The organism is Paraburkholderia sp. LEh10 (assembly GCF_017814945.1).
Taxonomy (GTDB): domain Bacteria; phylum Pseudomonadota; class Gammaproteobacteria; order Burkholderiales; family Burkholderiaceae; genus Paraburkholderia.
Map to the genome: position 1 here is coordinate 33999 of NZ_JAGIPX010000038.1, position 12343 is coordinate 46341.

10 protein-coding genes and 3 pseudogenes are annotated in these 12343 nt (G+C 63.5%); 7 read left to right on the forward strand and 6 right to left on the reverse strand.

Annotation, left to right across the window (positions count from 1 at the left end; all coding sequences use genetic code 11):
• Nucleotides 1–7: 7 nt before the first annotated feature.
• On the reverse strand, nt 8–820 hold the full coding sequence (locus tag J8I87_RS27300) for a DinB family protein (RefSeq protein WP_209935190.1): 813 nt from the start codon (nt 818–820) through the stop codon (nt 8–10).
• A 479-nt stretch (nt 821–1299) separates the two neighbouring features.
• Here J8I87_RS27300 and J8I87_RS27305 point away from each other — a divergent pair, with 479 nt between their 5' ends.
• A complete protein-coding gene (locus tag J8I87_RS27305; protein WP_209935192.1) occupies nt 1300–1989 on the forward strand; it encodes an HAD family hydrolase in 690 nt (229 codons plus the stop codon).
• Between the two features lie 20 nt (nt 1990–2009).
• On the opposite strand, the gene J8I87_RS27310 is transcribed toward J8I87_RS27305, so the two are convergent.
• Complete coding sequence (locus J8I87_RS27310) at nt 2010–2870, reverse strand: LysR family transcriptional regulator (protein WP_209935193.1); 861 nt, start codon at nt 2868–2870, stop codon at nt 2010–2012.
• 103 nt (nt 2871–2973) lie between these two features.
• On the opposite strand from J8I87_RS27310, the gene mdtD reads away from it, so the two are divergent.
• The gene (gene mdtD, locus J8I87_RS27315; RefSeq protein ID WP_280923104.1) at nt 2974–4518 is read left to right on the forward strand and encodes a multidrug transporter subunit MdtD; all 1545 of its coding nucleotides are present in this window, start codon (nt 2974–2976) and stop codon (nt 4516–4518) included.
• Nucleotides 4519–4638: 120 nt separating this feature from the next.
• Here mdtD and J8I87_RS27320 read toward each other — a convergent pair whose 3' ends face one another.
• The 3 genes from J8I87_RS27320 to J8I87_RS27330 form a co-directional block, all read right to left on the reverse strand.
• A complete protein-coding gene (locus tag J8I87_RS27320; RefSeq protein WP_209935195.1) occupies nt 4639–4953 on the reverse strand; it encodes a hypothetical protein in 315 nt (104 codons plus the stop codon).
• A 230-nt stretch (nt 4954–5183) separates the two neighbouring features.
• Nucleotides 5184–7361 (reverse strand): malate synthase G, encoded by a 2178-nt coding sequence (locus tag J8I87_RS27325; RefSeq protein ID WP_209935196.1) that lies wholly within the window; start codon nt 7359–7361, stop codon nt 5184–5186.
• A gap of 46 nt (nt 7362–7407) precedes the next feature.
• Nucleotides 7408–7824 (reverse strand): heme-binding protein, encoded by a 417-nt coding sequence (locus J8I87_RS27330; protein ID WP_209935197.1) that lies wholly within the window; start codon nt 7822–7824, stop codon nt 7408–7410.
• A gap of 331 nt (nt 7825–8155) precedes the next feature.
• Between J8I87_RS27330 and J8I87_RS27335 the strand changes: the two are divergent.
• The 5 genes and pseudogenes from J8I87_RS27335 (at nt 8156) to J8I87_RS27355 (ending at nt 11793) form a co-directional block, all read left to right on the forward strand.
• Nucleotides 8156–8922: pseudogene (locus J8I87_RS27335) on the forward strand (fumarylacetoacetate hydrolase family protein).
• Nucleotides 8919–9677, forward strand: coding sequence for a fumarylacetoacetate hydrolase family protein (locus tag J8I87_RS27340; protein WP_209935200.1), 759 nt, complete (start codon nt 8919–8921; stop codon nt 9675–9677). The pseudogene J8I87_RS27335 and the gene J8I87_RS27340 overlap by 4 nt, the downstream one beginning before the upstream one ends.
• Before the next feature lie 16 nt (nt 9678–9693).
• Nucleotides 9694–10158 (forward strand): annotated as a pseudogene (locus J8I87_RS27345) (aldehyde dehydrogenase family protein); the annotation flags it as partial.
• A gap of 34 nt (nt 10159–10192) precedes the next feature.
• Nucleotides 10193–10997 (forward strand): annotated as a pseudogene (gene hpaH, locus J8I87_RS27350) (2-oxo-hept-4-ene-1,7-dioate hydratase).
• A gap of 130 nt (nt 10998–11127) precedes the next feature.
• A complete protein-coding gene (locus J8I87_RS27355) occupies nt 11128–11793 on the forward strand; it encodes an HAD family hydrolase (RefSeq protein ID WP_209935239.1) in 666 nt (221 codons plus the stop codon).
• Here J8I87_RS27355 and J8I87_RS27360 read toward each other — a convergent pair.
• Nucleotides 11786–12337 (reverse strand): thioredoxin family protein, encoded by a 552-nt coding sequence (locus J8I87_RS27360; protein ID WP_209935201.1) that lies wholly within the window; start codon nt 12335–12337, stop codon nt 11786–11788. The two genes, J8I87_RS27355 and J8I87_RS27360, sit on opposite strands and share 8 nt — an antisense overlap.
• Nucleotides 12338–12343 lie beyond the last annotated feature (6 nt).

Sequence of the window (12343 nt, forward strand, 5' to 3'; positions counted from 1 at the left end):
AACGCGCTCATGCCTCGCGCCGTTGCCCGCTTCGAGCCGATGCTTCGTTCAACTCGCCTTCGAGTTCTTCCAGTTCGAGGCAATGCGTACGATCGTGGTCGAGAAGTTCACGCACGATTTCTTCGAGGGTCATGCGGCGCACGCCGTCGCGAAGTCCGCAGCGGGCTAATTGGTCGGGTCGAAGCTTTGCGAGCGTGCCGCAAAGACGCCGCCGGGACTGCGTGAATGCCCGCACGGCATCGGCCATCTCCTGATGCAGGTAGTCGCGCTGCTCTGCGAGCAACGTGCCGTCGACGGAATCGATCACGGGCAGTTGCTTCGTTCTGATGGCCGCGATCCGGTCAGCGAAAACGGCGTCGAGATCGCGCAAATGGCACGCATGCTCGACGAGCGCAAAGCCCGTCCCGTTGGGCCGTTGCCGCCATTGGGAGGCGGGCACGCGCGCGACCAGGTCGGAGAACTTTTGCGGCATGAGCGCAAGCATTTCGATGACCTCGGCAAGGGCCAGACGCACGGGCCGCGGGCTGAACACGGTGCCATAGCTGAACAGCGCGCCGCCGACCCGGCCTCGTGCCTGCGCGACTTCATGGCCGTTTCTGCGCATGATTTCCGCGACCATCGCGCCACAAAATTGCCTGGCTGTCGCGTCGTGTTCGACTTCGGGAAACTTCTGGCCGATCTCGTCGGTTGCCGCGGCTATGGCTGCAACGCCGGCGCGCGATAGTGCAGCGAACTCGATATAGCGGTCGGGCCGGTCGAGCAGTGCTTCGAGCTGCTGTCCAAGTGGTGTGGTCCTGAATCTGTCGAAACGGGAATGCATGTGCGTGCCTTCGTCCATTTAGAATAGTAACGTAGCAAAACGATACGTTACGACGGCGCGCGCGGTCAAGTGCTGTGGCGGCGTGTCTCTTTCGGGGATGCAATGGAGTACCGGACGATCGCAACTAACGGTCTTCGCCGACAACCCACTCGCAAACGCGGACGCGCAAACCGCGTCTATACGCGGGACCCGATACACCTGTCTCGCTTGTTGCGCAACGACCGAGGCGGCGACGCGCGCGCCCCAATCCGCCCGTCCCATCGACGGCGCGCATTCGACGAGAGTGCTAGGCTTTGCCCTGATCGCGCTTGGGCCGGTTTCCGCGAACTTTCGCGCTGTTTTCCGGCTCTCAGCGCAACATGGCCGCACGCCGCAGGCCGATGCCGGACGTCGGCTTGCATTGCGCTTTCGCAGATCGGGCCCTGGCCGCGCCGGCCAATGCGCTCGATCAAGTAGACGACCGAGGCGAGGTAACGTGAATGAACACCCCATCAAGCAACGACGTTGTCTTTCTGTTCGATGTCGATAACACGCTGCTCGACAACGATCACGTACTGGCCGATTTGCGTGCGCACATGACGCGTCAGTTCGGCGAGGAGAACAGCGCGCGGTATTGGCAGATCTTCGAAGACCTGCGCGGCGAACTGGGCTACGCGGACTATCTCGGCGCATTGCAGCGCTATCGCAACGAGCATCAGGACGACACGCAACTGCTGCTGATGTCGTGCTATCTGATCGACTATCCGTTTGCGAACCGCATTTTTCCGGGCGCGCTCGATGCGCTTCGCTACGCGGGCCAGTTCGGCAAGACGGCCATTCTTTCGGATGGCGATGTCGTGTTCCAGCCGCGCAAGGTGTCCCGCTCAGGCCTATGGGACGAAGTCGAGGGACGGGTGCTGATCTACATCCACAAGGAGCAGATGCTCGAAGACGTGATCGCGCACTATCCCGCGCGGCATTACGTGATGATCGACGACAAGCTGCGCATCCTCACGGCGATGAAGGAGCAGTGGGGCAGCCGCCTGACGACGATCTTTCCGCGCCAGGGCCACTATGCGCTCGATGCCGCCGAGATCGCGAAGTACCCTGATCCCGACATCACGATCGAAAGAATTGGCGAACTGACGTCGATCGACCTCGAGGTGTTGACGGCGAAAGGGCCCAATTAAAGTACGCCCGCAGCGCGCCGCTATTCGCTGATCCACTCGCCGCGCAGATCGCTGCCCTGCAACAGTTCGAGCAGGGTGCCCGCCGGTTGACTGAGTCGCTTCGCGGCAAGCGCGATGAATTCGACATCGGGCAGCACGGGCAGGCTCGCGCTATTCACGGGTGAAGCAAGGCCGCGCGCGGACACGTACTGCGACTTCGCGGTGAGCCCGAGCCCGCCGCGCACTGCGGCGATGCTGCCGGCATGGCTGCTGCTCGTGCATACCACTTCCCAGCCAAAGCCTTTCTCGGCAAGCGCGTTCAACACGACCGCACGCGTGACGCTCGGCTCCGCGACGAGCACGAGCGGCAACGGCTGCTCCACGTCGACCACGGTGCCTGGCCGCGCGATCCACTCGAGCCGCGAGCGCAGCAACGGCGTGCCGCGCCGTTCGCCGAGGCGCCGCTTGCCGACGAGCAGATCGATCGAACCGGCGTCCAGCAACTCGTACAGGCGGCTCGTCATGCCGATGGTGATTTCCAGCTCGACATCGGGATGCGCGAGGCGAAACGCGGCGAGCACGTTCGGCAACGCGCCGAGCGCAATGTCGTCCGACGTGCCGAGGCGCACGCGCCCTTTTAGCCGTGGCTTGCGAAACTGCGATTCCGCGCGATTGATGGCTTGCAGGATCACATTCGCATGCACGAGCAGCGCTTCGCCGTCGGCCGTCATCGCGAGCGAATGCGTGTCGCGCACGAACAGCCGCCTGCCGACGCTTTCTTCGAGACGGCGAATATGTTCGCTGACGCTCGACTGATTCAGACCGAGCCGTTTGCCGGCTTCCGTGAAGCTGCGGCAGTTGGTGACGGTCGCGAACGTCCTGAGCCAGAGGGGATTGAGCATGCGCGCATTGTCATCGGCATTTGCGATGACAGTCAATGCCTTGAGGTGGCTTCCCGATTGCCGATGAAATCGATACCATGACCGCTGCATCTGGACGAATCGGCTGAATCGATCCGATCGGGCTGCGTCGGCGGGCCCGCGATTCGTTTCACGGGCGCAGCCGCCGCGCCGCCAAAAACGAAGACGCGCTGGCGTTTTCGCCGCTTCAGTTGCGCCGCTTCAGTCAAGCCGCTTTAGTCGCGCCTCCCCGTACTTCGTCATGACCCGCGATTCCTCACATACCGCGCTACTCTGGATCGTCGCCGCTGCGTTTTTCATGCAGGCGCTAGACACGACGATCGTCAATACCGCGCTGCCTTCCATTGCGCAAAGCCTTCACGCGTCGCCGCTCGAAATGCAGCCCGTCGTGGTGGCCTACACGCTGACGATGGCGCTGCTGACGCCCGCGTCCGGCTGGTTCGCTGACCGCTTCGGCACGCGCCGCGTGTATTTCGCCGCGATTCTCGTGTTCGTGCTCGGCTCGCTGTGCTGCGCCGGCGCGCACACGCTCGATCAACTGGTGGTCGCGCGCGTGCTTCAAGGCGTGGGCGGCTCGATGCTGCTGCCGATCGGGCGGCTTGCCGTGTTGCGCAGCGTGCCGGGCGAACAGTATGTGTCGGCGCTGGCGTTCGTTTCGATCGCGGGGCAGGTGGGTCCCATCGTCGGCCCGACACTCGGCGGCTGGCTCACGCAAGCCATTTCGTGGCACTGGATTTTCCTCGTCAACGTGCCCGTCGGCGCGATCGGGATGGTCGTCGTGCAGCGCTTCTTGCCACACGACAACGCGACTCATCCGCCGCCGTTCGATTACATCGGATGCGGCCTGCTTTCGCTTGCGATGATCCTGCTCTCGCTCGCGATCGACCCACCCATGAGCGGGCATCGCGTCGAGTGGTCGGCGGCTCTCGCGGCGGCCGGGCTCGTCACCGCGCTGATGTATATACCGCACGCGCGCTCGCACAAGCGCCCGCTGTTCAGGCTCGCGCTGTTCAGCGAACCGAATTTCAGCGTCGGTCTGGTTGGCAATCTGCTGTGCCGGATCGGATCGAGTGCGGTGCCGTTCATGCTGCCGCTTCTGATGCAGGTGCAGCTCGGGTATTCGCCGTTGCGCTCCGGACTGATGATGCTGCCCGCCGCAATCGCAGGCACTGTGTCGAAGCGATGGATTGCGCCGCTGATCGGGCGCTTCGGCTATTCGGCGTTTCTGCTCGTCAACACGATGATCGTCGGCTCGACCATCGTGGCGTTCGCGCTCGTGTCGAGCCAATCCGCGCCGCTGCTGGAAATCGTGCTGCTCGCCCTATTCGGCGCGGCGAACTCGATGCAGTTCGCTGCGATGAACAGCGTGACGCTCAAGAACCTGTCGCACGCGGACGCAGGCAGCGGCAACAGCCTCTTCTCGATGGTGCAGATGCTCGCGATCGCGCTGGGCGTGTCGATCGGCGGTGGACTCGTCAATGTGTTCTCCGCGCGATGGGGATCGGCGTCGGCGGGATTCATGCTGAGCTTTGTTTGCGTCGGTGCGATCACGCTGCTGTCGGCGCTCGTGTTCAGGCGGCTCGATGTCTCGCCGGCGCGGCCCGCCGTTGCGGCGCGGACAGCGCGCTGACGGGCAGCGCTGACGTCGCGCTGGTTGCGCGTTTCGGCGCCCGCTGTACGTGTGCCGCGCACGCCGGTATGCGAGGAAACGGGCTGCCGATCATCCGCGCAATCGCCCGAGGTTCGTTTTTCAGCTGCCGAAATAGGTGTTGCAGTAACTCACGGGACCGACGCATCCGCGGCCTTTGTCGCTCGTGCCCGGCCTCGGCAAGCGTGCGCCGTTTTGTGTCGTGACCTGATTTACGCCACCGTATTCAGATGGTTCCGTGCTGCCCGCACCCTTCTGCTCCTGGGCCAGCGTTTTCGCATTCAGTCCCTGTTGCGATGCAGGGGCGCCCGTCTCGGGGCGGTAGTACGGCGCGGGGCCGTATCCACTGGCAAAAGCAGGCGCGGCGACACACGCTGATACGGCCACGACAAGCGTAGCGATGAGTTTGCTGCTCATGGTTGACTCCATCGAACGAATTGACTGATGGGCGAGGCACATGCCTGCACCACGTCTAGCTAGATGAAGCGAGTGTATCGAGACGGCCGCTTCAGACTAAGCCGTCGCCAAGGAAGGGATACTTCCAAGTAGCGAAACATTGAAAGGTCAGCGCCATTGAAAAACGCCGGCCGGGTCCCGCAAGACCCGGCCGGCGTTCGACCTGCGCAGCAGCAGTCAGGCGACGGAAGTCATGCGTTGCCTGCCTTCAACGCCAGACGGAACTTGTGCAGCAGCGGTTCCGTATAACCGCTCGGCTGCGCGCAGCCTTCGAACACGAGTGCGCAGGCTGCCTTGAACGCAATCGAGCGATCGAAGTCCACTGCCATCGGCTTGTAGTTCGGATCGCTTGCATTTTGCTGATCGACGACTTTTGCCATGCGCTCCAGCGTCTGCTTCACGAACTCTGGCTTGATGACGCCGTGGCGCAGCCAGTTCGCGATGTGCTGGCTCGAAATGCGCAGCGTCGCGCGGTCTTCCATCAGTCCGATGTTGTTGATGTCCGGCACCTTCGAGCAACCGACGCCCTGATCGATCCAGCGCACCACATAGCCGAGAATGCCTTGCGAGTTGTTCTCGACTTCGTGGCGGATTTCTTGTTCGTTCCATTGTGCGCGCTCGACGACGGGAATCGTCAGCAGCCCGTCGAGCAGTTCATCGCGCACGCTGGCGAAGTCAGTGCGCTCCAGTTCCTTCTGCACTGCCTGCACGTCCACCTGATGATAATGCAGCGCATGCAGCGTCGCGGCAGTGGGCGAGGGCACCCATGCCGTGTTCGCGCCCGCTTTCGGATGGCCGATCTTCTGCTCAAGCATCGCCTTCATCATGTCGGGCATCGCCCACATGCCCTTGCCGATCTGCGCGCGGCCGCGCAAGCCCGCAGCGAGACCGACCAGCACGTTGCTGCGTTCGTATGCGGCGATCCATCTGCTCGACTTCATGTCGCCCTTGCGCATCATCGGGCCTGCTTCCATCGAGCTGTGCATTTCGTCGCCCGTGCGATCGAGGAAGCCCGTGTTGATGAACGCAACGCGCGCCGATGCCTCGCCGATACATGCAGCGAGGTTCACGCTCGTGCGGCGCTCTTCGTCCATGATGCCCATCTTGATCGTATTGCGCGCGAGCCCGAGCAGATCTTCGACACGCGAGAACAGCTCGCTTGCGAACGCGACTTCGGCGGGGCCGTGCATCTTCGGCTTGACGATGTAGATCGAGCCCGTGCGCGAATTGAGTTTGTGCGTGCGGTCGTGCAGCGCGCACAGCGTCGTGACCACGCCGTCAAGAATGCCTTCCGGAATCTCGTTGCCGTCGCGGTCGAGCACGGCGGGGTTCGTCATCAGATGGCCGACGTTGCGGATGAACAGCAGCGAGCGGCCATGCAGCCTCACCTGCTGGCCATTCGCGCCGTGATATTCACGGTCCGCGTTCAGACGGCGCGTGAACGTCTTGCCGTTCTTCGTGACTTCTTCGGTCAGGTTGCCCACCATCAGGCCGAGCCAGTTCCGATAGAGCAGAACCTTGTCGTCGGCATCGACGGCGGCGACCGAGTCTTCGCAATCGATGATCGTGCTCACGGCCGCTTCCATCAGCACGTCCTTGATGTGCGCGGGGTCGGTCTTGCCGATCGGATCGTTCGGGTCGATCTGGATTTCGAAGTGCAGGCCGTTGTGCCGGATCAGAATGGCGGACGGCGCATTCGCGTCGCCCTGATAACCGATGAACTGAGCAGCGTCTTTCAGTTCAGTCGCGCCGCTCTTCAGCGCGACGCTGAGCTTGCCGTTCTCGACGCGGTAGACGGTTGCGTCCTTGTGCGAGCCGTTTGCAAGCGGCGCTGCGTCGTCGAGAAACTTGCGCGCGAACGCGATCACGCGCGCGCCGCGCACCGGGTTGAACTTCGCGGTGCGTTCCGCGCCGTCGGTTTCGTCGATGGCGTCCGTGCCGTACAGCGCGTCGTACAGGCTGCCCCAGCGCGCATTCGCCGCGTTCAGCGCATAACGCTGGTTCGACAGCGGCACGACGAGCTGCGGTCCCGCCTGTTCGGCGATTTCGCGGTCGACGTTTTCGGTCGTCGCCTTGACGCCTGCGGGCACGGGCACGATATAACCGATGCTTTCGAGGAAGCTTCGGTATGCGCGCAAGTCGCGCACAGGGCCGGGATTGGCGCGATGCCATTTGTCCAGCTCGACCTGCAGGCGGTCGCGCTCAGCGAGCAACGCGCGGTTCTTCGGCGCGAGGTCGTGCACGATGGCATCGAAACCGGACCAGAACGCGGCGCTATCGATACCCGTTCCAGGCAAGGCTTCCTTTTCGATGAACTGTTCGAGGTTCGCGGCGACCTGCAATCCGCCGCGTTGAGTCATTTGAGTCATGGGCTGTTCCAGAGGGGCGTTATTTCGATTAGATTCGGGGCGGCATTCAACCATTCACACTGCCGGCAACGGCCGCGGCACCGGCCTTTGCCACTTGCGCATCCTGATCGGCCTTCACGCCGGAAACGCCGACGGCGCCGATCACCTGACCATTTACCACAACCGGCACGCCGCCTTCCAGCGTGCCCGATAGCGGCGCGCTGAGAAACGCGGTGCGGCCGCCGTTGATCATGTCTTCATACTGCTTCGATTCGCGGCGGCCGAGCGCGGCCGTGCGCGCCTTTTCCGTCGCGATGTAGGCGCTGATCGGCGCGCAGTTGTCGAGGCGCAACAGCGCCAGTTGGTGACCGCCGTCGTCCACCACGGCAATCGCCACGGCCCACTGGTTGCGCTCGGCCTCGGCGCGCGCGGCTTCGAGGATGCTCGTCGACTCGGCGACCGTCAGAACGGATTTTGTCTGCATGTTGCGGTTCCTGAAACGATTGAAGTGATTCCACTCGACAAACCGGCCGTGCGCCGCGAAGACACATGACAGGCAACACGCGCGCATACGGCTGGCGTGCATGCGAGGTTCAGTCTTATATATGACCTGATACCCATTGTTCCGCGTTCCGCGCGGCTTGTCGACCCGGTCGAACACTGTTCATACCAGTTTTTTCTTCCGCAATTACGCCTGGTCGGCACGCAAGCGCCGCGCCAGGGAAAACCCGCGCTCGCGTCCTATGCGCTTGACCGTCAGTGACGTCACGCGAATACATACTAATTTGTTAGTGAACAACGGATGCGGCCGGATCATGTTCCCACTTGATGATCACGGGATTCACCTCGAAGCCGAGCAGATTGCGCGCGATGTCGCCGCGCGCGAAGTGATCGCGCTGCTCGCCGATGGCGCTGCGTGCCGTCCGCCCGTCAGCGGCACGGTCTACGGAACGTTGCTGAACGATCGCGCGGCGCTCGATGCGCTCGGTGATGCCGTCAATGCCGCGCCTTACAGGTCGCCTCCGAAAGCGCCCGTCCTCTACATCAAGCCGCGCAACACGTGGGCAGGATACGGCGCGAAAATCGCCGTTCCCGACGACGGGCTGGGCGTGCAGACGGGCGGCTCGCTCGGCATCGTGATCGGGCGCACCGCCTGCCGCGTGAATGTCGAACACGCGCTCGACTATGTTGCGGGCTACACGATCGTCGCGGACCTTTGCATACCTCACGAAAGCGTCTATCGTCCGTCAGTGCGATTGCGCGCGCGCGCGATGGCTTTTGCGTGATCGGTCCCGCCGTCGTTGCGCGCCGGCATGTGTCCGACCCGGATGCGTTGGACATCGCGATCAGCATCGAAGGAAAAGACACGTTCCGTGCCAGTACGGCCACGTCGATTCGAAACGTGGCGCAGCTGCTCGCCGATGTCACCGCTTTCATGACGCTCGTGCCCGGCGACGTGCTGACGCTTGGCGTCCCATACGGCGCACCCGTCGCGCATGCAGGCGAGCGGATCAGCATTGCGATCGGCGATTGGCCGCCGCTGTGTTTTTCGATGACGGCACCAAACGGAGGCATGCGATGATGCGCGGCCGCGTTGCCTACGCAGGCGCAATCCATCAGGCGTATCCGCACGCGCGCGGCGTACGGCTCGCCGACGGACGTGTCTGCCGCGAAGACGAAGTCATATGGCTCGCGCCCATCGAGCCCGGCACGATCTTCGCGCTAGGGATGAACTGCGCGGAGCACGCAAAAGAGCTGCAATTCTCCAATCAGGAAGAGCCTCTCGTGTTTCTCAAGGGACCGGGCAGCGTCATCGGGCATCGCGGCGTGACGCGGCGTCCCGCTGGCGTCGAGTTCATGCATTACGAGTGCGAACTGGCCGTCGTGATCGGGCGGCCTGCAAAAGAAGTGAAGCGCGACGACGCGCTGCGCTACGTGGCCGGCTATACGATCGCGAACGACTATGCGATCCGCGACTATCTGGAGAACTACTACCGGCCCAATCTGCGCGTGAAGAACCGCGACGGCGGCACGGTGCTCGGGCCATGGTTCGTCGATGCATCCGATATCGACGATGTCGCGCAACTCGGATTGCGCACCTACGTGAACGGCGTGCTGCATCAGCAAGGCAACACGCGCGACATGGTGACGGACGTTCCCGCGCTGATCGAATACCTCAGCGGCTTCATGACGCTTGCGCCCGGCGATGTCATTCTGACGGGCACGCCGGAGGGCGTCGTCAATGTGAATGTGGGCGACGAAGTCGTCTGCGAGATCGACGGGTTGGGGCGCCTTGTCAACGTGATTGTTTCCGACGCCGACTTCAACCGCGACTGAACGTTTTGGACCTGCGATGCGAATCGACCATTTGATCAACGGCAAACCGAAGGCCGCGCGCGACTACTTCGAAACGAAGAACCCGGCGACCCAGGAAGTGCTCGCCGAAGTCGCGAGCGCGACGCCGCAAGACGTGGACGCGGCGGTGCGTGCCGCGAAGGACGCGTTTTCCGCGTGGGCCGCGAAGCCCGCAACCGAGCGCGCGCAGCTCGTGCACAGGCTCGGCGACCTGATCGCGAAGAATGTCCCCGAACTCTCCGACGCCGAAACGCGCGACACGGGGCGGACCATTTCGCAAACGCGCAAGCAACTGGTGCCGCGCGCCGCCGACAACTTCACGTACTTCGCGCAGATGTGCACGCGCGTGGACGGCCATACGTATCCGACCGACTCGCATCTGAGCTACACGCTGTTTCATCCCGTCGGCGTGTGCGCGCTGATCAGCGAAGCTGGCACATGGAAACACAAACCTGCATGCGCGCCTGAAGGGTTGATCGCGCGACGGAGAGTTCATCATGCTGGACGAGACGACCATCCGCGAACTGGCCGCGAAACTGGATCACGCCGAAAAGACACGCGCACAGTTGCGTCATTTTTCGGCCGCCTATCCCGAGATGACCATCGAGGACGGCTATGCGATCCAGCGGGAATGGGTGAGGCTGAAACTGGCGCAGGGTTATGTCATCAAGGGGCCGCAAGATCGGCTTGACGTCGCGGGCGATGCAGCGCTCGTCCCAGATCGACGAGCCGGACTATGCGCCGCTCCTCGACAGCATGTTCATCGAAAGCGGACAGGACATTCGCGCCGACCGTTTCATCGCGCCGCGCGTCGAGGTGGAACGGGCGTTCGTTCTTGCAAAGCCGCTCAAGGGACCGGGCGTGACGCTGTTCGATGTGCTCGACGCGACGGCGTACGTGACGCGCGCCGTTGAAACCATCGATGCGCGCATCGAGCAGTTCGATCGCGAGACGAGGGCGCCGCGCAAGGTCTTCGATACCATTGCCGATTTCGCTGCGAACGCGGGCGTCGTCACGGGAGGGCGTCCCGTGCGTCCGATGGACGTGGACCTGCGCTGGGTCGGCGCGCTGTTGTACAAGAACGGCGCTGTCGAGGAAAGCGGTCTTGCCGCCGCTGTGCTCAATCATCCGGCAACGGGCGTCGCGTGGCTCGCGAACAAGATTGCGCGTTATGACGAGAGCCTGAGTGCTGACGACGTGATACTCAGCGGCTCCTTTACGAGTCCCATCGCCGCGCGCGCGGGTGATACGTTTCATGTCGATTACGGGCCGCTCGGGGGGATCGGGTTGAACTTCACATAGCAGCGCCTGTGCATTTTTGAAATTTGCCAGGCGACCCGCGCATCGCGGCACAATGAGGGCTTCCGTCATCCGGCGCCACATGGCCGGATGCGCTTATCGCGTGAACGCGCTCGATGCGGAGCCCGACATCATGACGTCATCGATCAAGCTCGTGCTGTTCGACATGGAAGGCGTGTTGTCGCATTACGACCGCTCGGCGCGCACGGAGCGCCTGTCGCAGATCACGGGGAAGCCGCCAGAGGCCGTGCGGCATGCGATCTGGGGCTCGGGCCTCGAAGCGCGGTCCGACGCGGGCGAGATCACGGATGCCGAATATCTGCGCGAGCTTGGCGGCCTTCTTGGCTGCGTCGTCAGCCGCGACGAATGGCTGGCGGCGCGGCACGCATCGATCACGCCGAACACGCAGACGCTTGCCGTCGCGGCGCAGCTTGCCGCTCGCCACCGGATCGCCGTGCTGACCAACAACAGCCACCTCGTCACGGATCACATCGGCTATCTGAACCCGCCCGTCGCGAGGCTGTTCGGGCCGCATGTGTATGCGGCGGCTGACTTCGGCGCCGCCAAGCCCGCTGCGAAAGCGTACCTGGGCTGTGTCGGACGGCTCGGCGTCGATGCAGGCGAAACCCTCTTCATCGACGATTCGGACGCCAACGTTCAGGGCGCGATCGACGCGGGTCTGCACGCGTACAAGTTCGTCGATGCGCACGCGCTCTCGCAAGCGTTGTCGCGCTTCGACCTGACCTGGCGCGAGTCCGGGTCGCCGCTCAAGAACGCGACGGCCCGGCGCGTCACGTGATCTTCCACTTGATCGAGCATCCGAACGCCGGATGCTGCGTGCGCGGGCCGGCGCCCGTTTGCGCGATCTGCTGCATGGCCTCGAACAGATCCCGGCGCGCATCGGGAACGGGGTCTTTGCGCGACACATCGAGCCGGCCGCGATAGCGCAGCCGCAAACCGGCGTCGAAGCCGTAAAACTCCGGCGTGCACACCGCTTCGTACGCGCGCGCGACCTGCTGCGTCTCGTCGTGCAGATACGGAAAGGGCAGCTGCTGTTCGGCGGCGAGCGTCACCATGCGTTCGAACGAATCTTCCGGATACGCAGCGCCGTCATTCGAATTGATGCCCACCGTGCCGATACCCAGCGCCGCCAGCTCGCGCGCATCGCGCACGATTCGCGGCAACGCTGCCTGCACGTACGGACAGTGGTTGCACATGAAGATCACGACGAGTCCCTTCGGCCCGCGCACGTCGTCGAGCGTATACGTCCGCCCATCCGTTGCGGGCAGCGAGAACGGGGGGGCTGCAAGACCGGGTTCGCCAGCGGGAGATTCCGTGCCCATTCGTTT